22 protein-coding genes are annotated in these 24,909 nt (G+C 72.2%); 17 read left to right on the top strand and 5 right to left on the bottom strand.

Annotated elements, in window-relative coordinates; all coding sequences use genetic code 11:
* The first annotated feature begins 124 nt into the window (after window positions 1-124).
* From JFN87_RS03515 to JFN87_RS03480, 8 genes are all read left to right on the top strand, one after another.
* Window positions 125-997, top strand: a complete 873-nt coding sequence (locus JFN87_RS03515; protein WP_209338353.1) for a nitrilase-related carbon-nitrogen hydrolase — start codon at window positions 125-127, stop codon at window positions 995-997.
* Window positions 994-2,292 (top strand): aspartate aminotransferase family protein, encoded by a 1,299-nt coding sequence (locus JFN87_RS03510; RefSeq protein ID WP_209338352.1) that lies wholly within the window; start codon window positions 994-996, stop codon window positions 2,290-2,292. The genes JFN87_RS03515 and JFN87_RS03510 overlap by 4 nt, the downstream gene beginning before the upstream one ends.
* Before the next feature lie 90 nt (window positions 2,293-2,382).
* Window positions 2,383-3,774 (top strand): dihydropyrimidinase, encoded by a 1,392-nt coding sequence (hydA, locus tag JFN87_RS03505; RefSeq protein WP_209338351.1) that lies wholly within the window; start codon window positions 2,383-2,385, stop codon window positions 3,772-3,774.
* Window positions 3,775-3,856: 82 nt separating this feature from the next.
* Window positions 3,857-4,855 carry a TIGR03842 family LLM class F420-dependent oxidoreductase gene (locus JFN87_RS03500; RefSeq protein ID WP_209338350.1) on the top strand — a complete coding sequence of 333 codons (999 nt, stop codon included), beginning with the start codon at window positions 3,857-3,859 and terminating at the stop codon, window positions 4,853-4,855.
* Between the two features lie 155 nt (window positions 4,856-5,010).
* Entirely contained in the window at window positions 5,011-6,849 is a 1,839-nt protein-coding gene (gene asnB, locus JFN87_RS03495; RefSeq protein ID WP_209338349.1) for an asparagine synthase (glutamine-hydrolyzing), read from the top strand.
* 206 nt (window positions 6,850-7,055) lie between these two features.
* The gene (locus tag JFN87_RS03490; RefSeq protein WP_209338348.1) at window positions 7,056-8,306 is read left to right on the top strand and encodes a PP2C family protein-serine/threonine phosphatase; all 1,251 of its coding nucleotides are present in this window, start codon (window positions 7,056-7,058) and stop codon (window positions 8,304-8,306) included.
* A gap of 181 nt (window positions 8,307-8,487) precedes the next feature.
* Window positions 8,488-9,402 (top strand): hypothetical protein, encoded by a 915-nt coding sequence (locus JFN87_RS03485; RefSeq protein ID WP_209338347.1) that lies wholly within the window; start codon window positions 8,488-8,490, stop codon window positions 9,400-9,402.
* 76 nt (window positions 9,403-9,478) lie between these two features.
* On the top strand, window positions 9,479-10,075 hold the full coding sequence (locus JFN87_RS03480) for a sortase domain-containing protein (protein WP_209338346.1): 597 nt from the start codon (window positions 9,479-9,481) through the stop codon (window positions 10,073-10,075).
* A gap of 101 nt (window positions 10,076-10,176) precedes the next feature.
* On the opposite strand, the gene JFN87_RS03475 is transcribed toward JFN87_RS03480, so the two are convergent.
* Together JFN87_RS03475 and JFN87_RS03470 are read right to left on the bottom strand one after the other, a co-directional pair.
* Window positions 10,177-10,425: a hypothetical protein gene (locus JFN87_RS03475; RefSeq protein ID WP_209338345.1), complete on the bottom strand. Its 249-nt coding sequence runs from the start codon at window positions 10,423-10,425 to the stop codon at window positions 10,177-10,179.
* A 141-nt stretch (window positions 10,426-10,566) separates the two neighbouring features.
* Window positions 10,567-11,373, bottom strand: a complete 807-nt coding sequence (locus JFN87_RS03470) for a helix-turn-helix transcriptional regulator (RefSeq protein WP_209338398.1) — start codon at window positions 11,371-11,373, stop codon at window positions 10,567-10,569.
* A gap of 143 nt (window positions 11,374-11,516) precedes the next feature.
* Here JFN87_RS03470 and JFN87_RS03465 point away from each other — a divergent pair, with 143 nt between their 5' ends.
* The 3 genes from JFN87_RS03465 to JFN87_RS03455 all read left to right on the top strand — a co-directional run bounded on the left by JFN87_RS03465 (window position 11,517) and on the right by JFN87_RS03455 (window position 13,981).
* Window positions 11,517-12,317: an alpha/beta fold hydrolase gene (locus JFN87_RS03465; protein ID WP_209338344.1), complete on the top strand. Its 801-nt coding sequence runs from the start codon at window positions 11,517-11,519 to the stop codon at window positions 12,315-12,317.
* A gap of 150 nt (window positions 12,318-12,467) precedes the next feature.
* Complete coding sequence (locus JFN87_RS03460; RefSeq protein ID WP_209338343.1) at window positions 12,468-13,268, top strand: GVDTG sorting domain-containing protein; 801 nt, start codon at window positions 12,468-12,470, stop codon at window positions 13,266-13,268.
* Window positions 13,265-13,981: a class F sortase gene (locus tag JFN87_RS03455; protein WP_209338342.1), complete on the top strand. Its 717-nt coding sequence runs from the start codon at window positions 13,265-13,267 to the stop codon at window positions 13,979-13,981. Before JFN87_RS03460 ends, JFN87_RS03455 begins: the two co-directional genes overlap by 4 nt.
* A gap of 99 nt (window positions 13,982-14,080) precedes the next feature.
* Here JFN87_RS03455 and JFN87_RS03450 read toward each other — a convergent pair whose 3' ends face one another.
* The gene (locus tag JFN87_RS03450; protein WP_209338397.1) at window positions 14,081-15,118 is read right to left on the bottom strand and encodes a PP2C family protein-serine/threonine phosphatase; all 1,038 of its coding nucleotides are present in this window, start codon (window positions 15,116-15,118) and stop codon (window positions 14,081-14,083) included.
* A gap of 327 nt (window positions 15,119-15,445) precedes the next feature.
* On the opposite strand from JFN87_RS03450, the gene JFN87_RS03445 reads away from it, so the two are divergent.
* Entirely contained in the window at window positions 15,446-16,135 is a 690-nt protein-coding gene (locus JFN87_RS03445; protein WP_307865280.1) for a DUF4396 domain-containing protein, read from the top strand.
* 31 nt (window positions 16,136-16,166) lie between these two features.
* On the opposite strand, the gene JFN87_RS03440 is transcribed toward JFN87_RS03445, so the two are convergent.
* Window positions 16,167-16,691 (bottom strand): MarR family winged helix-turn-helix transcriptional regulator, encoded by a 525-nt coding sequence (locus JFN87_RS03440; RefSeq protein ID WP_209338340.1) that lies wholly within the window; start codon window positions 16,689-16,691, stop codon window positions 16,167-16,169.
* Between the two features lie 216 nt (window positions 16,692-16,907).
* Between JFN87_RS03440 and JFN87_RS03435 the strand changes: the two genes are divergently transcribed.
* The 5 genes from JFN87_RS03435 (at window position 16,908) to glxA (ending at window position 23,060) form a co-directional block, all read left to right on the top strand.
* Window positions 16,908-18,644: a chloride channel protein gene (locus tag JFN87_RS03435; RefSeq protein ID WP_209338396.1), complete on the top strand. Its 1,737-nt coding sequence runs from the start codon at window positions 16,908-16,910 to the stop codon at window positions 18,642-18,644.
* A 118-nt stretch (window positions 18,645-18,762) separates the two neighbouring features.
* The gene (locus JFN87_RS03430) at window positions 18,763-19,077 is read left to right on the top strand and encodes a hypothetical protein (protein ID WP_209338339.1); all 315 of its coding nucleotides are present in this window, start codon (window positions 18,763-18,765) and stop codon (window positions 19,075-19,077) included.
* A gap of 81 nt (window positions 19,078-19,158) precedes the next feature.
* Complete coding sequence (locus JFN87_RS03425) at window positions 19,159-20,130, top strand: DUF389 domain-containing protein (RefSeq protein ID WP_209338338.1); 972 nt, start codon at window positions 19,159-19,161, stop codon at window positions 20,128-20,130.
* Window positions 20,131-20,339: 209 nt separating this feature from the next.
* Window positions 20,340-20,981 (top strand): hypothetical protein, encoded by a 642-nt coding sequence (locus tag JFN87_RS03420; RefSeq protein ID WP_209338337.1) that lies wholly within the window; start codon window positions 20,340-20,342, stop codon window positions 20,979-20,981.
* A gap of 150 nt (window positions 20,982-21,131) precedes the next feature.
* Complete coding sequence (gene glxA / locus JFN87_RS03415) at window positions 21,132-23,060, top strand: radical copper oxidase GlxA (RefSeq protein WP_209338336.1); 1,929 nt, start codon at window positions 21,132-21,134, stop codon at window positions 23,058-23,060.
* A gap of 43 nt (window positions 23,061-23,103) precedes the next feature.
* Here the strand turns inward: glxA and JFN87_RS03410 are convergent, their stop codons facing one another.
* Window positions 23,104-24,342: a cytochrome P450 family protein gene (locus JFN87_RS03410; RefSeq protein ID WP_209338335.1), complete on the bottom strand. Its 1,239-nt coding sequence runs from the start codon at window positions 24,340-24,342 to the stop codon at window positions 23,104-23,106.
* Between the last annotated feature and the right edge of the window lie 567 nt (window positions 24,343-24,909).

Genomic DNA, 24,909 nt, shown 5'->3' with positions numbered 1-24,909 from the left:
ATGTGCCGGGCACAGCCCGGTGGCCCGGGGTGCGCGCGCACCCTTTCGGGCGAAGGTGGTCTTGCCCCGGTTCGTACCGGGGCATACTTTCGACGGGTCCGCTGATCCGGAGGAGGAGCAGCCCGTGACCGAGCCTTCCGAGACCGCAGGAGCCCCGCAGCGGGTCGTCCGGGCGGCGCTCGTCCAGACGACCTGGACCGGCGACACCGAGTCCATGATCGCCAAGCACGAGGAGCACGCGCGCGAGGCTGCCCGCCGAGGCGCGCGCGTGATGGGCTTCCAGGAGGTGTTCAACGCCCCCTACTTCTGCCAGGTGCAGGAGCCCGAGCACTACCGGTGGGCCGAGCCGGTGCCCGACGGGCCCACCGTCACGAGGATGCGCGAACTGGCCAGGGAGACCGGCATGGTGCTGGTCGTGCCGGTCTTCGAGGTGGAGGGTGCCGGGTTCTACTACAACACCGCCGCCGTGATCGACGCCGACGGCTCGTACCTCGGCAAGTACCGCAAGCACCACATCCCGCAGCTCAAGGGATTCTGGGAGAAGTACTACTTCAAGCCGGGGAACGCGGGCTGGCCGGTCTTCGACACGTCCGTGGGCAAGGTCGGCGTGTACATCTGCTACGACCGGCACTTCCCCGAGGGGTGGCGCCAACTCGGCCTCGGCGGCGCGGAGATCGTCTACAACCCGTCGGCGACCTCGCGCGGCCTGTCCGCGCACCTGTGGCAGCTCGAACAGCCCGCGGCAGCCGTCGCCAACGAGTACTTCGTCGCCGCGATCAACCGCGTGGGCCGCGAGGAGTACGGCGACAACGACTTCTACGGCACGAGCTACTTCGTCGACCCGCGCGGCCGGTTCGTCGGGGACACCGCGAGCGACAAGGAGGAGGAACTCGTCGTGCGCGACCTGGACCTCGGCCTGATCGACGAGGTGCGCCGGCAGTGGGCGTTCTACCGCGACCGCAGGCCCGACGCGTACGAGGGGCTGGTGCGCCCGTGACCTCCCCGCGTCCCCGCTCGCCGCTGCACGAGCGCCACAGCGCCGTCCTGCCCGACTGGCTCAGCCTCTACTACGAGCGGCCCCTGGAGATCACGCACGGCGAGGGCCGCCATGTGTGGGACGCGGACGGCAACCGCTACCTCGACTTCTTCGGCGGCATCCTCACCACCATGACCGCGCACGCCCTGCCGGAGGTCACCAAGGCAGTCAGCGAGCAGGCCGGGCGGATCATCCACTCCTCCACGCTCTACCTCAACCGCCCCATGGTCGAGCTCGCGGAACGGATCGCCGCACTGTCCGGCATCCCGGACGCCCGGGTCTTCTTCACCACGTCGGGCACCGAGGCCAACGACACCGCGCTACTGCTCGCCACCGCGTACCGGTCGTCGAACCAGGTGCTCGCGATGCGCAACAGCTACCACGGCAGGTCGTTCTCCACTGTCTCCGTCACGGGCAACCGCGGCTGGTCGCCCACCGGTTACTCGCCGCTGCAGACGACGTACGTGCACGGCGCGGTGCGCGACCGCGGCCCGTTCGCCGCCCTGGACGACGCGGCGTTCACCGCCGCCTGCGTCGCCGACCTCAAGGACCTGCTCGGGCACACCAGGACGCCCGCCGCGCTGATCGCGGAGCCCGTCCAGGGAGTCGGCGGGTTCACGATGCCGCCCGACGGGCTGTACGCGGCCTTCCGCGAGGTGCTGGCCGAGCGCGGCGTGCTGTGGATCAGCGACGAGGTGCAGACCGGCTGGGGCCGCACCGGCGACCACTTCTGGGGCTGGCAGGCACACGCGGACAACGGGCCGCCCGACATCGTCACGTTCGCCAAGGGCATCGGCAACGGCATGTCCGTCGGCGGTGTCATCGCGCGCGCCGAGATCATGAACTGCATCGACACCAACTCCATCTCGACCTTCGGCGGCAGCCCCGTCACCATGGCCGCCGGCCTAGCCAACCTGTCGTACGTGCTGGAGCACGACCTGCAGGGCAACGCGCGCCGCGTCGGCGGGCTGCTGCTCGAACGGCTGCGCGCGACGGCCGCGAGGGTCGACGCCGTACGCGCCGTGCGCGGCCGCGGGCTGATGGCGGGCGTCGAGCTGGTCAGGCCCGGCACGGGCGAGGCGTCACCGGAGCGGGCCGCCGCGGTGATCGAGGCCGCGCGCGAGAGGGGCCTGCTGATCGGCAAGGGCGGCGGCCACGACACGAGCGTGCTGCGCATCGCGCCGCCGCTCACCCTCACCGTGGCCGAGGCGGAGGAAGGCGCGGAGATCATGGACCGGGCGCTGCGTGCGCTCTAGAGCCCTCGGGGCGCCGGGCCGCGAGGCGCCGGGCCGCGGGCTGGAGGGCCCCCGCAAGCCGTGCAAGCCGATCGCGAACGGAGACGAGTCGTGACACGCACCCTGATCACCGGCGGCCTTGTCCTCACCGCCGCCGACGAGCTCCACGCCGACGTGCTGGTCGACGGCGCGCACGTGGCCGGTATCGCCGCCCACGGCAGCCACGGGTGGAGCGCCGACCGCGTCATCGACGCGACGGGCACCTACGTGATCCCGGGCGGGGTGGACGCCCACACCCACATGGAGATGCCCTTCGGCGGCACCCTCGCGTCCGACACCTTCGAGACCGGGACGAGGGCCGCGGCCTGGGGCGGCACGACGACCATCGTCGACTTCGCCATCCAGCCCAGGGGCGGCTCCCTCCAGGAGGGGCTCGACGCCTGGCACGCCAAGGCGGAGGGGAAGTGCGCGATCGACTACGGCTTCCACATGATCATGTCCGACGTGAACGAGTCGTCCCTCAAGGAGATGGACCGGCTCGTCTCGCTCGGCGTCAGCTCGTTCAAGCTGTTCACCGCCTACCCGGGGGTCTTCCTCTCCGACGACGGGCAGATCCTCAGGGCCATGCAGCGCGCGGCGGCCAACGGCGGCCTGGTGATGACCCATGCGGAGAACGGCCTCGCGATCGACGTGCTGGCCGAGCAGGCGCTGGCACGCGGCGAGCGGGACCCGCGGTACCACGGGGAGGTGCGCAGGGCGCTCCTTGAGGCGGAGGCCACCCACCGGGTGATCAGGCTCAGCCAGGTGGCAGGCGCCCCGCTGTACGTGGTGCACGTGTCGGCGCGCGAGGCCCTCGCCGAGCTGGCGCGCGCCCGCGACGACGGCCTCCCCGTCTTCGGCGAGACGTGCCCGCAGTACCTCTTCCTGTCGACGGACAACCTGGCCGAGCCGGACTTCGAAGGGGCGAAGTACGTGTGCTCCACCCCGCTGCGCCCGGCGGAGCACCAGGCGGCGCTGTGGCAGGGCCTGCGCACCAACGACCTGCAGGTGGTCTCCACGGACCACTGCCCCTTCTGCTTCAAGGGGCAGAAGGAGCTGGGCCGGGGCGACTTCACCAAGATCCCCAACGGCCTGCCCGGGGTCGAGAACCGCATGGACCTGCTCCACCAGGCCGTCGTCGACGGCCACATCGGCCTGCGCCGGTGGATCGAGATCGCCTGCGCCGCACCGGCCAGGATGTTCGGCCTCTACCCGAGGAAGGGCACGATCGCGCCCGGCTCCGACGCCGACATCGTCCTGTACGACCCGCATGCGGAGCAGACCATGTCCGCGCGGACGCACCACATGAACGTCGACTACTCGGCGTACGAGGGCCGGCGGGTCACCGGGCGCGTGAGGACGGTGCTCTCCCGCGGGGTCCCCGTGATCGAGGACCGGGTGTACGTGGGGCACCCGGGGCAGGGCACGTACCTGCCGCGCGGGGTCCCCCAGTACGCGAACTGACGCGGGCGGGGCCGTCGGCCCCGGGCACCGACGAACGCCCAGCACGTCCAGTACGTCCAGCACCTCCAGGAGGTACCGCCCGATGGACTTCGGCCTCGTCCTGCAGACCGACCCCCCTGCCAAGGGGGTCGTGGACCTGATGCGCCGCGCCGAGGCGGCGGGTTTCCGCTACGGCTGGACGTTCGACTCCGCGGTGTTGTGGCAGGAGCCGTTCGTCATCCACAGCCGTGTACTCGCGGAGACCGAGCGCCTGGTGGTCGGCCCGATGGTGACCAACCCGGGCACGCGCGCCTGGGAGGTGACGGCCTCCACCTTCGCCACGCTCAACGAGATGTACGGCAACAGGACGGTGTGCGGCATCGGGCGCGGCGACTCCGCGATGCGCGTCGCCGGGCGCGCCCCCAACACACTGGCCCGCCTCGGCGAGGCGATCGGCGTGATCCGCGACCTGGCCGAGGGGCGCGAGGCGCTGGTGGACGGGCGTCCGCTGCGCCTGCCCTGGGTACGGGACGGGCGGCTGCCGGTGTGGATGGCCGCGTACGGGCCGAAGGCGCTGGCGCTCGCCGGGCGGGTGGCCGACGGGCTGATCCTCCAGCTCGCCGACCCCGACCTGACCGCGTGGATGATCGCCTCGGCGCGCACGGCGGCCGCAGAGGCCGGCCGCGACCCGGCCGCGCTCACGGTGTGCGTGGCGGCCCCCGCCTACGTCAGCGACGACCTGGCGCACGCCAGGGAGCAGTGCCGCTGGTTCGGCGGGATGGTGGGCAACCACGTCGCCGACCTGGTGGCCAGGTACGGCGCGCACTCCGGCGCCGTACCCGAGGCGCTGACGGACTACGTCGAGCGGCGCCGCGGCTACGACTACGCGCACCACGGCAGGGCGGGCAACCCGTCGGCGGACTTCGTGCCCGACGCCGTCGTGGACCGCTTCTGCGTCCTCGGCGGCGTGGCGGACCACATCGCGAAGCTGCGGGCCCTGCGGGACTTGGGCGTGGACCAGTTCGCGCTGTACGACATGCACGACGCCAAGGAGGCGACGATCGACGCCTACGGGGAGTCGATCATCCCGGCGCTGGAGTAGCCGGCCCTGCCCGGCTCACCGCCACGCGTAACGTTACGTGACCATTCCTTTGCCGTGAGAAACACCACGCGAGCCGGCGGCGCGCGGAGGTGTGCCCGGGCGGGCCCGCTGGGCAGTTCGCTTAGGCAACCTTTGCGGAAGGAATGAGGATCACCATGTGCGGTATCACCGGCTGGGTCGCCTACCAGCGCGACCTGAGCAGCCACCGGGACGACCTCGAAGCGATGACGCGGACGATGTCGTGCCGCGGCCCCGACGCGGCAGGCACCTGGTACGCGCGCCACGCCGCACTCGGCCACCGCCGCCTCGCCGTCATCGATCTGCCGGGCGGCGCCCAGCCGATGACGGTCGGGACGCCGGAGGGCGACGTGTCGATGGTCTACTCCGGGGAGGCCTACAACTTCACGGAGCTGCGTGACGAGCTGCGCCGCCAGGGCCACAGGTTCGACACCGACTCGGACACGGAGGTCGTGTTGCGCGGTTACGTGCAATGGGGCGAGGAACTGGTCGAGCACCTGAACGGAATGTATGCGTTCGCAATCTGGGACGCGCGCAGCGAGCGGCTCGTGATGGTCAGGGACCGCATGGGCATCAAGCCCTTCTACTACTACGAGACGGACGACGGCGTCGTCTTCGGCTCCGAGCCCAAGGCCATCCTCGCCAACCCGCTCGTGTCGCCCGTCGTCGGACGGGACGGCCTGCGCGAACTGTTCTCCTTCGTCAAGACGCCGGGCATGGCGATCTGGGAGGGCATGCGCGAGGTCAGGCCCGGCGAGATCATCGTGCTCGACAGGGCCGGCCTGCGCCGGCGAACGTACTGGCGGCTGCGCTCGGAGCCGCACACCGACAGCCGCGAGGAGACCGTGGCGCACGTCAGGGAGCTGCTCGACGACATCGTCAAACGGCAGCTCGTGGCCGACGTGCCGCGCTGCACGCTGCTGTCGGGCGGCCTCGACTCGTCGGCGCTCACCGCGCTGTCCGCGCTGCACCTCGCGCCGCAGGGCGAGACGGTACGCAGCTTCGCCGTCGACTTCCCCGACCAGGACAAGCACTTCCAGGCGATCGACGTCGCGCCGACGCAGGACACCCCGTACGTGCACGCCGTCGCCGAGCACCTGGGCAACCGGCACGAGGACATCGTCCTCGACGGCGCCGCACTGTCGGCCCCCGCCGTCCGCCGCGCCGCGGTGGGCGCGCGGGACATACCGGCGGGCATCGGCGACCGCGACAACTCGCTGTACCTCCTCTTCGCCGCCGTCCGCAAGCACTCGACGGTCGCGCTGTCGGGCGAGTCGGCGGACGAGGTCTTCGGCGGCTACCCGTGGTTCCACGACGACCGCCGGCATGCCGAGACCTTCCCCTGGATGGCCCGGCAGCACTCCGGCGCCCAGTCGCTGCAGGGGGGACGCCAGGTGAGCGACGACCTCGCCGCCGTGCTCGACCTGGAGGCCTACGTCGCGGACAGCTACCGCACGGCCGTCGCCGAGACCCCGCCGCTGCCCGGCGAGAGCGGCCTGGACGCGCGGATGAGGGTGGTCAGCCACCTTCACCTCACGCGCATGGTGCAGATCCTGCTCGACCGCAAGGACCGGATGAGCATGGCGGTCGGCCTCGAGGTACGCGTGCCCTTCTGCGACCACCGCCTCGTGCAGTACGTCTTCAACGCGCCGTGGTCGCTCAAGACCTTTGACGGCCGGGAGAAGAGCCTGCTGCGGGCGGCGACCAGGGAGCTGCTGCCCGCGTCGGTGGCCGACCGCAAGAAGAGCGGCTACCCGGGGACGTTCGACCCGAGCTACGTCACCGCCATCCAGGACCAGGCCGCCGACCTGCTGACCGCCGGGCACCCGGCCGTCGGGCTGATCGACGAGCGGGCCCTTTCGGCGGCCACGACCGTGGCGGCCGACGCCGTCACGCAGGGACAGCGCATGCTGCTGGAACGGGCACTCGACCTCGGGACGTGGTTCGAGACGTACCGCCCCGAGATCCGCGTCTGACGGGTGCGGCCGGGCGGGGCCCCGCAGCCTGCGGGCCCCGTCGGCGCGCCGCGGCGGATAGGCTGGTGTGGTGGTGTCCGCGTGCGCTCCCGGCCGGAGGGGCGCCGCGTGCCGGTGGCCGGATGCGGCTGCCGGGGTGGCTCTCGGGGGCCATGGCCTACTCGCTCTCCGGGTTCGCGCCGGCCTGGGCCCTTGGTGGTGCTGACATGCCCGAGCCATCGCCGATCGGGTCGACACTGCGGAGCCTGCTGCGGGCCGGGCAGCTGGTCGGGGTGGAGCAGCTGCCCGGGCTCCTGAGACGGCACGCGGCGGCCATAGGGATCGAGAACGTCCACATCTACGTCGTCGACCTGCGCGAAGAGGTGCTGCGTGAGCTCACGGGGCGCGGGGCGAACGCGGGGGCGGACGGCGAGTCACTCCCGGTCGACGGGACCCTGGCCGGGCTCGTGTACCGGCACACACGCGTCACCGGCGGGTCCGCAGCGCGCGACGTACCCGGCCGATTGTGGCTGCCGCTGCTGGGCGGGACGGAGCGCATCGGTGTGCTGCGAGCGGACATCGGCGCGTCGGCCGACCGCGGCGCCGTGGAGGAGGCGCTGCGCGACCTGGCGTCGCTGACCTCGATGCTGCTGGTCGCCAAGCGTGCGGCAAGCGACTCGTACGCCCGGCTCGTACGCACCAGGCCCATGGGCGTCAGCGCGGAGATGCAGTGGTCCCTGATGCCGCCCATGTCCTTCGCCGACGACCAGGTCGTGCTCGCCGCCACCATGGAGCCCGCCTACGAGATCGCGGGCGACGCCTTCGACTACGCCGTCGCCGGGCAGAGCCTGCACCTCGCCATTGTCGACGCGATGGGCCACGACAGCGCCGCCGGGCTCACGGCGAACCTGGCGATGGCCGCCTGCCGGGCCAGCAGGCGCAAGGGCATCGGGCTGATCGGCACGACGAACGTCATCGAGCGCACACTGCTCGACCAGTTCGGCACGGGCCGCTACGCCACCGGCCTGTTCGCCGAACTCGACACCGCTTCAGGCGAGTTGACCTGGGTCAACCGGGGCCATCACGAGCCGGTCCTGATCCGCGGCTGCTCGGCGCGGACGCTGCGGTGCGAACCCGGCCACCCGATGGGCACCGACCTCGGCCTCACCACGAAGCTGTGCCACGAGCAACTCCAGCCCGAGGACCGGATCCTGATGTACACCGACGGTGTGATCGAGGCCCGGGACAGGGCCGGCGGCGAATTCGGTCTCGCCCGGTTCGTCGAATTCGTCCTCAGGGAGCAGGCCGAGGGGCTGCCGGTTGCCGAGACGCTGCGGCGGCTGATCCGCGCCCTCATGGCACACCACGAGGGCATGCTGAACGACGACGCCACGGTCGTGTTCGCGGAGTGGCGCGGCGGCACACCGCCCGGCGGGTTCCGGGCGCGGCACCCGTCGGCGCCTGCGCCGCTCGCCTGACGGTGCGCCCCGGCGCCGGGGGCGTGCTCACCCGGTCGGCCATCACAGCGCGACATGCCGATCACACCACGTGATCCTGGTCGTGAAGCCGCATCGCGTCCGTGATGCCGGCCCCTCCGCCCGATGGCCCCGGCACCTCCTCGTTGCCGCCGCGGCCCGGGCCGCGAAAGGACTCACCTCGATGAGCAAGCAGATAGGCCGGCGCGCACTGGTCCGTACGGCAGCGGGTGTCGCCACGATGGCCTTCGCGTTCGGTGGCAGCGTCGGGTCGGCCGTGGCCGACGGGATGCCCGGCACGGGCGGCGGTTCGGACTCGGGCTTCGGTCCCGCCCCCACGGCCGACCACGTCCGCCAGCCGCTGAAGGACAAGTGCACCACGGGTCAGCCCCAGGACGTGTGCCGCAACATCGGTGTGACGGACGGCTGGTTCAACGGCGAAACCACCCAGTTCCTGTACACGCAGAACTTCTGGTGCGACACCAGTGTCCCCTCCGCGGCCCCCAGCAAGTGCGAGACCGGCGCCAAGTTCAACCACGTGCCGCCCGGGACCGACTCGATCAAGTCGACCGACCCGCTCTACATCCCGGTACCGCTGTTCAAGCCCGGACCGGCGAAGCTCCAGTGCCCCGCGGGCAAGCCCTGCGTCGACCACCCGACCAACATCGACCTCTCCAGGCTGGCCCCGGCCCTCAAGATGCCGGCCTCCGCCCTGAAGAACGTCCCGCTGCCGGGTCACGACCACATCATCACCGACCGCAACGACAACCGGCCCGAGTGGTGGCCCGTCTACGTCGTCGGCGTCACGAATCCCGCATCCTTCGCCAAGATCCAGCAGGGCAAGGACCTCGCCACCGTGAACAAGCTGGCGGCCGACCCGAACTCCGGTGTCACCAAGCCCATCCCGACCAACACCTTCCTGTGGTTCCAGACCCTCCCCGGAACCACCGACGGCGCCCACGGCGGCGTGGCGGCCGGTGAGGGCGGCACACAGGGCCTGCAGCACCCGGCCCTGCTCGGGACCGGCGCCGCACTGCTCGTCGGCACGGCAGGGGCGTTCGCCCTGCGCCGCCGCAAGAGCACGCTTCCGGGTGCCTGACGGCCAGCAGGAGCCCGTTGTGAGCACGGGCCCCGGTAGGGGTCGCGGGAAAGGTCACCGCCGCGCATGGACGGCGGTGACCGTGTCGGGCGCCCTCGCGGGCACACTGGCCGTCGCGCTCGCGCTCGGCGGCCAGACACCCCCGCCGCCCCACGCGATCAGTGCGGGCACCGTGCCGAGCAGGGCCCCGGCCCACCAGGCCGGCACCCCGCCGACGCGTGCCATGCCCTACTCCGTGCCCACCTCGGTCGCGATATCCGCGGTGGGGCTCCACGCGCTCCTTGAGCCGATCCACACCACGGACAGCGGGCGGATAACGCCGCCCGACGACCCGGAGAAGGCGGGCTGGCTGCGCTCGTCCGCCTCGCCGGGGCAGCGGGGGACGTCCGTCCTCGCGGGGCACGTCGACTCCACCAAGGGGCCCGCGGCCTTCTACCCCCTCAGCTCGGTGAAGCCCGGCATGCGCGTGGCGGTCGAGCGCGAGGACAAGTCGACCGCCGACTTCACCGTCACCGCCGTCGCGGTGTACCCGCAGGACGACTTCCCCGACTCCGTGTACGCCCCCACCGCGGGGCCGAGCCTCCGGTTGATCACGTGCACGGGCTGGGACGAGGCGAGCCACGCCTACCGCGACAACGTCGTCGTGTACGCCACCGCCACGTCGAAGAGCTGATCGAAGTCGTGGAGGCGCGGGGCCACCCGGCAACCGGGCGGCCCCGCGCCTCCTCGTCCACCGGCGACCGACGCCGGCGGACCCACCGAAGGGCGTCAGCCTCAGATGAGGACGTCGACCAGCCCGCCGAGCAGCCCGCCGCGGTAGCGGTCGTACCCGCCGCGCCCGTAGTCGTTGCGGTCGTTCGTGCGGGCGCTGTTGCAGGTCGAGTCGGACCAGGCCCCGTGCTCGTTGGCCGAGGTCTTCTGGTGGCAGTAGGACGACTCGTCGGCGGACGCCACGCCTGCGGCGGCCATGAGGAGAGGAGCGGCCAGGGCGCCGGCGACGGCGGCGCGGGTGAGCTTGCGCATCATTGGTCCTTTTCGTGTGTGAAGAGTGGAACGCGGCACACACTAGAACGAATGAGGCGCTTTATCCCTTTTTAAGGCTTGTCATATCGGTGTGTCTGTGGGCCGTATGACGAGGCGTCGCAGTTGGAGTGCGTGCGCCTCTCATCCCTGAGGGGCGAGGGCCCGGAAGCCGAGGCGCCGGGCGCAGGCGGTGACCGGCAGGTCGGTGTGGGCGAGCAGCCTCTTGGCCTCCAGCAGGACGCGCTGGTCGAGGTAGGTCTTGGCACCGGTGCCCGCCGCGGTGCGCGTCGCCCGGGTGAGCGTGCGCACGTCGTAGCCGAGCGCACGCGCGTAGTCGGCCACATGGTGCCAGTCGGTGAAGTGCTCCTCGACGGCGGCCCGGTAGGCGTGGAACACCTCGCCGTACCGGCTGCCGTCCCGCGGCGCGTCCGCCGGGGCGGGTGCGTCCGGCAGGGCGCGCAGGACCAGCGCCGCCAGCAGGTGGGAAAGGAGCGCGGGCGAGGTGAGGCGCGGCGTGCGCGCCGCCGCGTCGTGTTCGCGGCCCAGGTGCCCGGCCGCGAGCAGCGCGAGGTCGAGCGGCTGCCTGTCCAGGTGCCGGCAGACGGGCCCGGTGGCATCCGCCCCCGTGGAGGCGGGCAGGAAGCCCGGCCTGAACAGCACGAGCGGGCCGTCGCAGGCGTCGACGTCGCTCCACCGGTGCACCGTGCCGGGCCTGATCCACACGGCGCTTCCCTCCGTCAGCCGGTACTCGCGGAAGTCGGCTTCATGGCGGCCCGTGCCGGAGGCGACCAGGGCGAAGACGTGGAAGTCGGGGCGCTGCGGGAGCACACGGCGGCGCTGGGGGTCCATGGCACGCAGCGCGGCGAAGTCGACGACCTCCACGCCGTACGGCGATCCCGCGGCGGGCAGGTAGCGCAGCTGCCGTACCGCGGTGTGTCCGCTTTTCACAACCATCGCGTCTCTTTTCACCGGGGAGCGCGCGATGCCGCCCGTACGGTCGAAACCGGGCCTGACAGGCACGCCAGGCCACCTGTTCGAAGCCGTGGCAGCACGACGACGGTCGCTCCGCGGCCGATGCGAGAGGTGTGACGATGAAGGAAACAACAATCCCGGTCCCCGTGGCGGACGGCGTACTGCACGCGCGAGCCGGCGGCCGAAAAGGCCCCGCGCTGGTGTTCGCCCACTACTGGGGCGGCTCCGCGGACACCTGGAGCGGCGTGCTCGGCCACCTGCCGCCCGAGCAGGCGACGGTCCGCTTCGACCAGCGCGGCTGGGGCCGCTCCCGGGCGCTGCCGGGCCCCTACGGTCTCGACCGGCTCGCCGACGATCTCGCCCGCGTGGCCGGCGCCTGCGCGCCCGGTCCCTACGTCCTCGTCGGCCACTCGATGGGCGGCAAGGCGGCGCAGCTCGTCGCGGCACGCAGGCCGGCCGGGCTCGCCGGCCTGGTGCTCGTCGCGCCCGCGCCGCCGCGGCCGCCGGCCACCGTGACGGAGGAGTACCGGCAGGGCCTCTCCCACGCGTACGACTCGCCCGCGACGGTCGCGCACGCCCTCGACCACGTCCTGACCGCCACACCACTGCCCGCTGACGCGCGGGCCTCTGCTGTGCGCGACAGCCTCGCCTCGGCCGCCGGTGCCGGGCGCGAGTGGCCGCTGCACGGGATCGCGCGGGACATCACGGGCGCGGTGGGCGGCATCGAGGTCCCGGTGGCCGTGCTGGCCGCGGAGAACGACAGGGTGGAACCGCCGTCCGTGCTGCGCGAGTGCCTCCTGCCGCACATCCCGCACGCCGTTCTGACCACCGTCCCCGCCGCAGGTCACCTGCTGCCCCTGGAGGCACCTGCCGACGTCGCGGCCGCCCTGCGGTCTTTCCTGACGCACCTTCAGAAGTGAAGGCGCACACTCGTCGCCTGTGCCCGTGCCGGGCTCTCGCGAATCGCCTCCAATCCACGGGCCGCTCCGTTCCGAATAGGCGGTGGAAGGAACGTCCCTCGGGGCCGCGAGCCGCTCGGCCCGTGGTACCGGCGAGTGAAGGGCACCATCATGCATTCGATACAGGCACGTGTTCTGACAGCAGCCGCGGTGGTGGCCCTGCCGCTGGCGCTTCCGGCGACGGCGTGGGCGTCGTCCACGTCCTCCTCCTCGGGCTGGACGACCTACCAGGGCTCCCTGGACCCCGTCACCGCCAACAAGGTGACCGGCAGCGGCCACGCGATGATCCAGCTCTCCGGCGACCAGGCCAAGGTCACCGTCAAGGCCAGCGGTCTGGCCGGCGGGGCCTCGCCGCACGCCATGCACATCCACATCGACGGCAACGGCACGTGCCCCAAGCCGTCCGAGGCGAAGGACCACAACGGGCACAGCTCCACCAACGTCGCCGACGCCATGAAGGACTACGGCATGATCGGCACCTCGCTCACCACGAGCGGTGACAACAGCGCCAAGAGCGCCCTCGCGGTGAAGCGCTTCCCGTCCGGCTCCAGCGTCGACTACAGCCGCACGATGACCGTGTCGTCGAAGGTCGCCGACAACATCAAGTCGGGCAAGGCCGTCATCGTCGTGCACGGTGTCGACTACAACGGCAACGGCAAGTACGACAACGTCCTCGGCGCCAGCGAGCTCGACAAGTCCCTGCCGGCCGAGGCCACCGACCCGGCGCTGTGCGGCGCGCTGGCCGCGTCGCAGATGTCGTCCATGCCCAATGGTGGCGCCGCCACGGGTGACGGCGCCACGCAGGCCCAGGGCCCTGACACGGGCCTGGTCGCCGGAGGCGGCGCCCTGGCGCTGCTCGGTGCGGCGGCCGGCGGCTACGCCCTGCGTCGCAGGAGCGCCGGCGCACGATGACACCGTCCGAGCCGAACACCACCAGCCGCACGCGGCGCATGATCCTGGTCATCGCGCTCGTCGTGGTCTGCGTGGCGGGCGGCCTGGCGGCTGTCGCCGCGGGCTGGGGCGGCGGCGGGTCACCCCCGCCGCAGCCCCGCCCCGCGGCGGCCGGGCAGCTGCCCGGCCACACGGCCGGGGCCGCGGTCCCCGCGCCGTCCTCGTCCTCGCCGGCGGGTGACGGTACGACGAAGGCGGCCCCCTCGCCGAGCCCCACGTCGCAGGCGCCCGCCGCACGTCCCACCGCCATCGACATCCCGGCGATCGGCGTCCACAGCAAGCTGCTCGATCTCGGCCTCAACGGCGACGGCACCGTCGAGGTGCCGAAGAAGCCGCTCCAGGCCGGCTGGTTCCACGACTCGCCGCGGCCGGGGCAGGACGGCCCCGCCGTCATACTCGGCCACGTCGACTCGTACCAGACGGGCCCCGCGGTGTTCTACCGCCTCGGCTCGGTGCGTCCGCACGACAAGATCAGTGTCACGCGGGCCGATCACAGCACCGTCCACTTCACGGTGGACGCCGTGCGGAAGTACGAGAAGAAGGACTTCCCCACGCTCGAGGTCTACGGCAACACACCTGACCCGGAGATCCGGCTGATCACGTGCAGCGACTGGAACGCCGCGAAGCACGAGTACGACGGGAACACCGTCGTCTACGGGCACCTCACGAAGTAGCGCGGCGCCCCCGCGCCCGGGAGCGGGCGGAGACCCACCGCGGCCTCCGCCCGCTCCCGCATGTCTGCTCCCGGCCGCGCCCGCTGCCGGCATGCCCGCTCAGCTGCGGTGGCGCAGCAGCAGCGTCGCCGCGTCGTCGTGCAGCGGCCCGTCGACGTGGCGCTCCAGGTCGGCGCGGAGCGCGGCGAGCGCCCGCTCGGGGTCCGCGTCCGCCAGCAGGCCGGCGCGCTCGCCCAGCGGGTAGAAGGTGCCGTCCGCGTCGCGCGCCTCGGTGACGCCGTCCGTGTAGAGCAGGATCTGATCGCCGGGCCCGAAGTCGACGTGGAAGGGTTTCGGGCCCTCCGCGCCGTGTGCCGTGAGACCGAGCGGCAGCGCGTACTCCTCGGGTTCGGGGAAGACGGGCTCGCCGTGCGACGGCACCCACATGGGCGGCGGATGCCCGTAGTTCAGGAACGTGGCGCCGTACTCCGGGCTGATGTCGACGAGGAGCGCCGTGACGAACTTCTCGCCGTTCAGCTCGCGTTCCATGGCGCGCTCGACCCGTGCGCCGACCTCGGTCAGCAGGGCCTCCTCCGGGGCGGCCTCACGGAACGCGCCGAGCACGACGGCCGCGGTCTCCACCGCTTCGAGGCCCTTGCCCTGGACGTCGCCGATGATGACGCGCACCCCGTCGGGCACGGGCGTGACCTCGTACAGGTCACCGCCGATCCTGGCCTCGGCCACCGCCGACGTGTAGGCGACCGCGGTCGTCAGGTGGCCTGCGTGGCGCGGGACGGGCCGCAGCAGCACACGCTGCGCGACCTCCGCGATGGAGCGCACGCTGGCCAGTTCACGCTCGCGCCGCAGCCTGTTGACCGACGCCAGCAACCCCGCGGCCGTCACCCCGGCCACGGAGGCCAGCGCGGTGTACTCGCGACGGCTGTCCAGAAGCCCGTCGTACCAGCCCAGGGCGGTGCACAGCAGCAGGGAGAGCAGCCCCACCGCCAGGGTGCGCCGCCACCCGCCCACGAGGCCGGAGAAGGCGGGGCCCAGGGAGATCAGCGGCAGGAGGCCGACCCCCGAACCCGCCGTGACGTCGACGACCACGACGAGGGCCATCACGCCGAACGGGAGGACGCTCAGGATCCTGCGCGCCATCTCCGGCGAACGGCCCGCGGCGGTCGCCTGGTCCGCGGGCGCGGGGTGAGCGCGCGAGGCAATGCGCGGCGAGGGCCGTCCGGTCCGAGGCGTCACCTGGCCTCCCCTCCGCTTCTGCGTCATGAGGACAAGAACAGGCCTGCCCCGTGGTGTCCCACCCACTCAGAAGTTACTCAATCGACGTCTGGCCGGCCGCCCCGGCCGGTCCCCGTGTCGGCCCGCCCGGCCGTGTGCGCGGTCGCGTGCGGGCGCCCCGGGTTTCGGATCCACCGCTACGGGTTACCGGGGAGGGGTATCCAAGTTGCCGTCGACGTGAGGAGGCCGCCGGTGCCCGCGGCGTGGCTGACCGTGCTGTCCTGGGTGTCCCTCGGGGCGGCCTTCCTGAGCGCGGCATGGATCCTCTTCGACATCTACGGCCGCGGCCACCGCCAGCCGATGGGGGTGATGGAGGCCGTCTGGCCGGTGACCGCCCTGTACTTCGGCCCGGCCGCCGTCGCCGGCTACCGCGCTCTCGGCCGCCCGGCGAGCGGCCGGTGGCAGCAGCGCCACGGCGACCCGCCGCCGAAGCCGGCGTGGGCGGCCACGGCCGTCGGCGTGTCGCACTGCGGCGCCGGCTGCACGCTCGGCGACGTCATCGCCGAGTTCGCGGTGTTCGCCCTCGGGGCCACGATCGCGGGCCGGGCGCTGTTCGCCGAGTACGTCGGCGACTTCGTGCTGGCCCTGGTGCTCGGCGTGGCGTTCCAGTACTTCGCCATCGCGCCCATGCGCGGCCTCGGCGTGCGCAAGGGCCTGACCGAGGCGGCGAAGGCCGACGTGCTGTCGCTGGCCGCCTTTGAGATCGGCCTCTTCGGCTGGATGGCGCTCATGGCGTTCGTCTTCTTCCCGGCACCGCACCACCTGCGTCCCGACAGCCCCGTGTACTGGTTCCTGATGCAGATCGGCATGGTCGCGGGGTTCTTCACCGCGTGGCCCGTCAACACCTGGCTGATCCGCAGGGGCGTCAAGGAGGCCATGTGACGGCCGGCCTCCGGGCCGTCCACAGCCGGGTTCACCAGCGCATGTCGGTGCCCGTCCGCGCCGGGGCCGCCTGCTCGGCGACGGGAGGCTCGTCGCCCGCCTCGCTGAAGGCGCGCAGCGCCTCGACGAGCGCCGTGCGATGCGCCGGCGGCATGGCGCCCACGATGCGGGCGATCTCCGCCCGCCTGCGGTCCGTCGCCGCGTCGACCACCCGGCGGCCCTCGGCGGTGAGCCGGATGAGGATCTCGCGCCGGTTCCCGGGGTTGAGCTCGCGCTCCAGCATGCCCGCGCCCGTCAGCCGCTCGACCATCCGCATGGCCGTGGACGGGATGACGTCCAGATGCGTCCCCAGCCGGGAGATGTTCATCGGCCCTCGCGTCGAGAGCACCACCAGCATCCGGAACTGGGGGAGCGTCAGGGTCTCCTCGACGGACGCGAGCGAACGCGCGGACACGGCCACGAGCAGGCGCGACGCGGTGAGTACGGCGGTGACGACCTCGTCGGCCTCCCCGTCGTGAGGGGCGTCGGGGCGTGGGGCGGGCGCTCGCTCAGGCATCCTCCCTTTCTACCGCGTCGGGCGGCGGGGCGGGGAAGGGATACGTCTCACCATGCGGAGCATTGCATAGGGCAATGATTTGTATTGCATAATGCAAACATGCCGATCAGAGCCCGCCGAGTGCCGCGCCCCGCGCTCGCCGCCGAAGAGTCCCTTCCCGTCCCCACGGGCGTGCCGCGCCTGCTCGCGCTCCTGAGAGAGGCCAAGGGTGGTCTGCTGCTGCTCGCCCTCGTGGTCGGGGCGGGCGCCGGACTCGGCGCGGTCGCGTTCCGCTGGCTGATCAAGACCTTCACGCTGCTGCTCTCCGGCCACGCCGACTACTCCGCCGCGGCGCACACGGGCAACCCCCATGTGCCCTGGCTGGGCAAGTGGTTCGTCGTGCTGGCACCCGTGGTGGCCGGGCTGCTGTACGGGCCGCTCGTGCAGCGCTTCGCCAAGGAGGCGCGCGGCCACGGCGTGCCCGAGGTGATGTTCGCGGTGGCGAGGCGCGGCGGGAAGATCGGCTCGCAGGTGGCCCTGGTGAAGTCCCTCGCCTCCGCGCTGTGCATCGGCGGCGGGGGCTCGGTGGGGCGCGAGGGGCCCATCGTCCAGATCGGCTCCGCCCTCGGCTCCACGCTCGGCCGCCTGGTGCGGGTCGCCGAGGACCGCATGCGCGTGCTCGTCGCCTGCGGCGCGGCCGGCGGCATCGCCGCGACCTTCAACGCGCCTTTGGCCGGGGTGTTCTTCGCGATGGAGCTGATCCTGCGCGACTTCACCGCCGAGTCGTTCGGCATGGTGGTGCTCGCATCGGTCGTCGCCTCCGTCATCGGCAGGGCGGCCCTGGGCAGCGGACCGTTCCTGCATCTGCCGCCCTTCGCGGTGCACCACCTGTCGGAGTACGCGCTGTTCATCGTGCTCGGACTGCTGGCAGGCGCCGTGGGCGTCGGCTTCACCAGGGTCCTCTACTGGATCGAGGACGCCTGCGACTTCGTCTGGCGCGGACCCGAATGGGCGCGCCCCGCGGCGGGTGGCGCGCTGCTCGGGCTGCTCCTGCTGGTGCTGCCGCAGATGTACGGCGTCGGCTACCCGGTCCTGGAGAACGCGGTGGCCGGCAAGTACACCGTCGTGTTCCTGCTCGTACTGCTCGTGGGGAAGATCGCCGCGACCAGCCTGACGATCGGCATCGGCGGCTCCGGAGGCGTGTTCGCGCCCTCGCTGTTCATGGGGGCGATGCTCGGCGCCGGCTACGGCGCGGTCGCCCACCACCTCCTGCCGGGGAGCGCGGGGCCCGTCGGCGCGTACGGCCTGATCGGCATGGGAGCCGTGTTCGCCGGGGCCGCGCGAGCGCCCATCACGGCCGTCATCATCATGTTCGAGCTGACCGGCGAGTACTCCATCATCCTCCCGCTGATGGCCGCCATCGTCGTCGCCACCGGTGTCAGCCGCGCCCTGTCCACCGACACCGTCTACACGCTCAAACTGCGCCGCCGCGGTGTGGACATCGGCGAGACGCCGCGCGATGCGCCGCTCGCGGGCTGGCTCGTCGCCTCCGTCATGGAGGCGCTTCCCGACCCGCTGCGCGCCTCGACGCCGCTGGCGGACGCGGCCGAGGCGCTGGCCCGCTCCCGCCACGGTGTGCTGCCGGTGCTCGCGGAGGACGCCACGTACCTGGGCACCGTCACCGCGCGCTCCGCGGCGGAGGGCCTGGCGGCCGCGGCGGACTCCGCTCCGAGCGTCGGCTCCGTCGTGCATCTGCCCAGGCCCGTCACCGAGGAGACCGCCCTGCCCGACGCGCTCGACGCGCTCGTCTCGGCGGAGGGCGCGGGCCTGCCCGTCTTCGACGCGTCCCGTACCCGTCTCGTCGGCTGGATCACCCACCAGTCGGTCCTGCACGCCCTCCACCGGGACACGGCGGGCGGCAGCGGGAGCGAGGCGCCGAACGCGCCGGCGCAGGCGGGTCGCGTGGGCGAGTGACACGGATGACCCGAGTGTGGACTTTTGCCCTGTGCAACGGTGGGTAGGCGCCGAGACGAGCGGCAGAGGCCGCGGGCCGGGGGTTCCCGGCCGGGAACTCGCAGGCGAGGAGGGCTCCATGAGCCGTATCAGCCAGGACGTGACGGACACCACCACACGCCGGCTCGACCACCACGACCGGACGCGACTGCTGAGCGAGGTGGCACACGGTGGCACGTCCGCCCTGCTGTGCGTCATCCGGCGCGCCCACGAGGGCCGCGACGCAGCGGCCGGTCACATCAGCATGTCGGCGCTGCTCAGAGCCGTGCCCGGGATGGGAGCGGTCACCGTGCACGAGCTGATCGCCTCGGTAGGCGTCCACGAGTCCCAGGAAGTGCGCGAGGTCGCACCCCACCAGATCGCCGGGCTCCTGCGAGCACTCGGCCGCGAGTGACACACCGGTCGCCGGGGCCGGCCCCGCACCGGCGGGCGTACGGAGTTCCGGCGTGCGGCGCGAGGGCGGCATACTGCGTGCGTGCTGCATGTCCGAGTGATCAGCCCCGCCGCTCACACCGACGACGTCCTGCGGATCGCCGACGCGTCGCCCGCCGTCGTCAACGTCCTGCGCGTGCCGGGCGCCGCCCTCTCGCCGCGTGGCGACCTCGTCGAGTTCGACGTCGCGCGTGAGGCCGCCAACGACGTGCTGGACGAGCTGAGCGCGCTCGGCCTGCGGGACGTCGGCGGCATCACCGTCGAGCAGCTCGACGTCTCGCTGTCGGCCGCGGCCGACGCGGCCGAGACCAGGGCGCCCGGCGAGGGGGACGACGCAGTCGTCTGGGCGGAGCTGTCCGCGCGCACCTCCGCCGACGCCCGCCTCACCTGGGCGTTCCTCGCCTTTCTCACCCTGGCGACCCAGATCGCGGCGATCGGGGCCCTGCTCGACCAGCCCGTGCTGATCGTGGGGGCGATGGTGCTCGGGCCCGAGTTCGGGCCCGTCGCGGCCATGTGCCTCGGCCTGCTGCGCCGGGAGGGACGTGTCGTCCTCCCGGCGGCGAGGTCCCTGCTGATCGGCTTCGCCGTCGCGATCGCCACCACGCTGCTGTGCGCCCTCGTGGGCCGGGGACTCGGCTGGGTGGAGCCGGGGATGCTGGCCTCACGCCCGCTGACCGACTTCATCATCCATCCCGACAAGTGGTCGTTCATCGTGGCGCTGCTCGCGGGCGTCGCGGGCATCCTCTCGCTGACGGCCGGCAAGTCGTCCGTGCTGGTCGGCGTCTTCATCTCCGTCACCACGGTGCCGGCCGCGGGGAACGCGGCGATCGCGATCGCGCTCGGGCACGGCGGGGAGGTCGCCGTGTCGTTCGTGCAACTCGGGGTGAACCTGGCCGGGATGCTGATCTCCGGCACGCTCACCCTGCTGGCCCAGCGGACGCTGTGGAGCAGGTTCGGAAAGGTGGCCGTCGTACGCGGCACGCGAGGCCACGGCATCGACCGCTCCCCGCGCTGATCGCGTGGGCGCCAAACGCCGTCCCGCCACGAGAGCGTGACGGGACGCCAAGGGAACCCACCGAAAAAACGGCGCGCCCCCGGCAATCCGCACACCGCGCGGTTCCGAATACAGCCGTCATGCGGATCTCCGAACCGTGCCGACCGCCGACGCCGCCCCACCCGGGGAGAGCGCCGCGGCCGGCACACCAGGAAAGGGAACGCCGTCTCATGAAAACCCCCGCCAAGTACGCGGCAGTCGCGGCCGCCGCCGTGCTTCCGCTGGTGCTGACCACCACCACGGCTTCGGCCAGCACCGGGCACCACCACTGGGGCCACCAGCGCACCACGTTCAGCTCGGGCCTGCTGCTCCCGGTGCCGACCAACCACGTCTACGGCATCGGTTTCGCGTCCGTCACGCTGAAGGGCTCCACCGCCCGCGTGGACGTCACCGCCGCCGGCCTGCTGAACGGCGTGCCGCACGCCATGCACATCCACGTCGACGGCCACGGCACCTGCCCCACCGCGAAGGCCTCCGTGTTGCACAACGGCCACCGCAGCATCAACGTCGCCGACGCGATGAAGAACTACGGCATGATCGGCACCTCGCTCACCACGAGCGGCGACACCAGCCCCGCCAGCGCCCTGGCCGTGGACCGCTTCCCGAACAAGGGGACGTTCCACTACAGCCGCACCATCAAGCTGTCCGATGACGCCGTGAAGAACGTCAAGGACGGCAAGGCGGTCGTCGTGGTGCACGGCATCGACTACAACCACAACGGGACGTACGACAACGTCCTGGGCGCCAGTGAGCTCGACGCGAGCCTGCCCGCCGAAGCCACCGACCCGGCTCTCTGCGGCACCCTGCGCTGAACCCGGTGCTCCGCGCCCGCCGGCGGGCCGATCCCCTCTTCGGGTTGTTGGCGTGGCGCGGAGCAGAGTGTCGGCCCGGGCCGCTCGCCGGGCTGCGGTAGCTGTCGAAGCCTTGGACCATGTTCAGGCCGACCGCTCCCGGAGGTTCGCATGCGCGCTCGCCCATCCCGTCTGACGTCACGCAAGACATGGATCGGCGCCGCGGCCGTGCTCGTACTCGCAGGGCTCAACGCGCCCGCCGTGCTCGGGTTCGCCAATGACCGCTACCACACCTACGAGGTCAACAAGGACAGCTACAAGGAGGCGCGCGGCCACTGGAACGTGGTGGACATGCCGAAGCGCTACCAGCTCAACGCGATCCACGCCATCCTGCTCCACACCGGCAAGGTGCTCCTGATCGCCGGATCGGGCAACAACATCAAGCTGTTCGAGGGCGGCACCTTCAAGAGCACGCTGTGGGACCCGGTCAAGAACACCTTCAAGAAGATCGACACGCCCCGCGACATGTTCTGTGCCGGGCACACCCAGCTCCCCGACGGCAAGGTGCTGATCGCCGGCGGGACGGGCCGCTACGAGGTGCTCGGCGGCGACGTGAAACGGGCGGGCGGGGCCATGCTCGTCAAGAACGAGGACCCCACCAAGAGCCGCACCTTCCCCAAGGGGACCGTCTTCCTCTCCGCCTCCGGACTCACCTACCGCTCGCAGTTCCCCGTCCACGTGCCGGCGGCCAGGAAGCGCACGGACCCGGCCACGGGCAAGGTGACGGTGACCGCGAGCGAGGCGCGCGTGTTCGTCGAGGCGACGAAGAAGGGCCCAGCCGGGGTCACCAACTCCACGCAGCAGTACGAGATCGAGGGGCTGCACGGCAAGGACGACGACAACTTCTACGGCATCGCCAACAAACTCGGCCTGGACAAGAAGGACTTCCAGGGCATCAGGCAGGCCTACGTGTTCGACCCGGAGACCGAGAAGTACACCCAGGTCGACTCGATGAGCGAGGCCCGCTGGTACCCGACGCTGCTCACACTCGACAACGGCAAGGTACTCGCCACCTCGGGCCTCGACGACATCGGCCAGGTCGTCCCCGGCAAGAACGAGATCTACGACCCGGCGACCCGGCACTGGTCCAAGGCGCCCTCGCACTACTTCCCCACCTATCCCTCGCTGTTCCTGATGAACGGCGGGAAGGTCTTCTACTCCGGCTCGAACGCGGGGTACGGCCCGGCCGACAAGGGCCGCGAGCCCGGCATCTGGAACCTGGACGACAACACCTTCCGCGCCGTCCCGGGTCTCGAGGACCCCGACGTGCTGGAGACCTCGGCCTCGGTGCTGCTGCCGCCCGCCCAGGACCAGAAGGTGATGGTCTTCGGCGGGGGAGGGATCGGCGAGTCGAAGAAGGCCACCGCGCGCACGGCCGTCGTCGATCTCAAGGCCGCGCACCCCTCGTTCACCTCGGGCCCCGACCTGCCGCACAGCACGCGCTACCTGAACGCCGTGCTGATGCCGGACGACACCGTGTTCACGACCGGCGGTTCCGGCGACTACCGGGGACGCAGCGAGAGCGACATCCTCACCGCCCAGTTCTACGACCCCAGGACCGGCACGTTCCGCGCGGCCGCCGCACCCACGCTCGGCCGCAACTACCACAGCGAGGCCCTGCTGCTGCCGGACGGCCGCGTCGCCGTGTTCGGCTCCGACCCGCTGTTCGGGGACAAGGACAACACCAGGCCCGGCACGTTCGAGCAGCGCGTCGAGGTCTACCGGCCGCCCTACCTCTACCGCACGGACCGCCCCAGTCTCGGCACCGGGCCCACGGCGGTGAAGCGCGGCCAGAGCGTCACCTTCCACACACCGGACGCGGGCCGCATCGCCACGGCCCGCCTGATGCACCCGGGCTCCGCCACCCACGTCACCAACTTCGACCAGCGCTCCGTGGCCCTCGGCATCAAGCGCAAGGGCGACGCGGTGACCCTCACCATCCCGGGCGACCCCTCACTCGTCCCGGCCGGCTGGCACATGATCTTCGTCACCGACCGGCACGGCACGCCGTCGCACGCCGTGTGGATCGACGTCAGCTAGCCGCCCGGACGCGCCGTCGCCCGGGGCGCCCGGACGCGCCCCGTCACCCGAGGCGCACGGGAAGCTCCTGGTGGCCGTTGCCGAGGATGCTGGGGAGCGGTTCGAGCTCCGCGGCCGGCACCGCGAGCCGTACCTCGGGGAAGCGGCCGAAGAGTCCGGCGAGCGCCGTCGCGCCCTCCGCCCTGGCCAGCGGCGCACCGAGGCAGAAGTGGACGCCGTGCCCGAACGAGATGTGCGACCTGTCGGGGCGCGTGGCGTCGAACCGGCCGGCGGAGACGCCCTGCCGCTTCGGGTGGCCGCTGGCGGCGCCGAACGAGGGCAGGATGGCCTCGCCCTGCCGGATCGTCGGCCCGCCGGGGATCTCGATGTCCTCCACGGCGTAGCGCATGGGCATGTGGCTGACGGGCGCGGCGAACCTGAGCGTCTCCTCGACGACGTCGCTCCAGGCCGCCCGCCCCTCACGCACATGGGCGAGCTGCGCGGGGTCGGCCAGCAGCGCGGTGACCGCGGAGTCGATGAGGTTCACCGTCGTCTCGTAGCCCGCGGCCACGACGAGCAGCAGGGTGTCGACGAGCTCCCGCTCCGTGAGGGCCGTGCCGTCCGCCTCGTCGTCGCGCGTGGCGATCAAGGTGCTCGTGAGGTCGTCCGCGGGCCGCGCGCGCTTGGCCCTGACGTGCTCGCCGAGCATCTCGTAGACGGCCTCGGCGGCGGCGACCGCCTCCTGCGGCGTCGCGGTCGTGTTCCAGATGGCGTCGATCGTGGCCTTGAACCGGCCCCGCATCCGCTCCTGGACGCCCAGCAGGTCGCTGATGACCCGGACGGGCAGCTGCACCGCGTAGGCCGCCCGCAGGTCGACCACCTCGCCGCGGTGCTCCTCCAGCGCGTCCAGCAGTTCCGCCGTGTTCGCCTCGACCGACGGCACCAGCGCGTCGAGGCGCCGCGCCGCGAAGGCGGGCGAGACCAGGCGCCGCAGCCTGCGGTGCGCCCGCCCGTAGGCGGTGAACATGTTGTCCACCGAGACCTGCAGGTAGAGGGGCCACTTGCCGACGATCTCCCCGGCGATGAAGCGGGGCCAGTGCTGACGCGGGTCCTTGGAGACCCGCGGGTCCGTCAGCAGCCTCGCGAGCAGGTCGGGATCGCCCACGGCCCAGGCGAGTTCGCCGAGTATGTCGACGAGTACCGGCGCTTGGCTGCTGCGCAGCACCCGCTCCTCCTCCGCGCGCCGCCTGGCGGTGGGGTCGAGGACCAGCGGGCTCGTCGATCGCGGCGGTTCCTGGTGCATGGGCATCTCCTCGTGGCGCGTCCCTGCGGGTGACGGTCGGTGGAGAGGGGCCGCGCGGTCGGTCCGCGGCTCCTCTCCACGCGTACGCGTGCGTTCCCGCGCCGCTCTTACGGCCGCGAGCGTGTGTCGTCCGTCATGGCACGAGGCCGGCGGCGTCCGAGCCGGTGGGCGCGCCCGGCGGGGCGCCTACGCCCGCCCGGGGCCCACGGAGCACACGGCGAGCAGGCAAAGGCTGCCTCCCTGCGTGTTGCTCGGACCCGTGCCCTGCCCGCCGCCTCCCACGGAGCAGCGGGCGAGCAGGCACAGGTTGAATCCCTGAATTCCCTGGTAGGACGCCGCCCAGGACGGCATGGAAATGCGCTGCGGACTCGCGCCGGCCGCCCTTGTCGCCGTCGCCTGATGTGCGGCTGGAGTGACGGTGGCCGCGCTCGCGGCACTCGTGCCGGCTATCAGCAGGGCTCCGGCGGCGGCGGTTGCGGCGCTCCAGCGCGTGACAGTTCGGGAGATGCTCAAAAGTCCTCCGGTTGCTCTGTTTCGGGCCGATTCACTGGCCCGCCTTCGGTGCTG

The organism is Streptomyces montanisoli (assembly GCF_017813245.1).
GTDB classification, from domain to species: domain Bacteria; phylum Actinomycetota; class Actinomycetes; order Streptomycetales; family Streptomycetaceae; genus Streptomyces; species Streptomyces montanisoli.
The sequence above is the reverse complement of the archived record's forward strand: the minus strand, read 5'-3'. Positions and strand labels throughout refer to the sequence as shown.

What these genes read in the sequence shown, in the direction of transcription:
- JFN87_RS03455 (WP_209338342.1), top strand. Translation starts at nt 13,265, where the DNA reads ATGACACCGTCCGAGCCGAACACCACCAGCCGCACGCGGCGCATGATC.
- JFN87_RS03440 (WP_209338340.1), bottom strand. Translation starts at nt 16,691, where the DNA reads ATGCCTGAGCGAGCGCCCGCCCCACGCCCCGACGCCCCTCACGACGGG.
- JFN87_RS03410 (WP_209338335.1), bottom strand. Translation starts at nt 24,342, where the DNA reads ATGCACCAGGAACCGCCGCGATCGACGAGCCCGCTGGTCCTCGACCCC.
- JFN87_RS03500 (WP_209338350.1), top strand. Translation starts at nt 3,857, where the DNA reads ATGGACTTCGGCCTCGTCCTGCAGACCGACCCCCCTGCCAAGGGGGTC.
- asnB (WP_209338349.1), top strand. Translation starts at nt 5,011, where the DNA reads ATGTGCGGTATCACCGGCTGGGTCGCCTACCAGCGCGACCTGAGCAGC.
- JFN87_RS03475 (WP_209338345.1), bottom strand. Translation starts at nt 10,425, where the DNA reads ATGCGCAAGCTCACCCGCGCCGCCGTCGCCGGCGCCCTGGCCGCTCCT.
- JFN87_RS03465 (WP_209338344.1), top strand. Translation starts at nt 11,517, where the DNA reads ATGAAGGAAACAACAATCCCGGTCCCCGTGGCGGACGGCGTACTGCAC.
- JFN87_RS03420 (WP_209338337.1), top strand. Translation starts at nt 20,340, where the DNA reads ATGAAAACCCCCGCCAAGTACGCGGCAGTCGCGGCCGCCGCCGTGCTT.
- JFN87_RS03460 (WP_209338343.1), top strand. Translation starts at nt 12,468, where the DNA reads ATGCATTCGATACAGGCACGTGTTCTGACAGCAGCCGCGGTGGTGGCC.
- JFN87_RS03485 (WP_209338347.1), top strand. Translation starts at nt 8,488, where the DNA reads ATGAGCAAGCAGATAGGCCGGCGCGCACTGGTCCGTACGGCAGCGGGT.
- JFN87_RS03450 (WP_209338397.1), bottom strand. Translation starts at nt 15,118, where the DNA reads ATGGCGCGCAGGATCCTGAGCGTCCTCCCGTTCGGCGTGATGGCCCTC.
- JFN87_RS03430 (WP_209338339.1), top strand. Translation starts at nt 18,763, where the DNA reads ATGAGCCGTATCAGCCAGGACGTGACGGACACCACCACACGCCGGCTC.
- glxA (WP_209338336.1), top strand. Translation starts at nt 21,132, where the DNA reads ATGCGCGCTCGCCCATCCCGTCTGACGTCACGCAAGACATGGATCGGC.
- JFN87_RS03490 (WP_209338348.1), top strand. Translation starts at nt 7,056, where the DNA reads ATGCCCGAGCCATCGCCGATCGGGTCGACACTGCGGAGCCTGCTGCGG.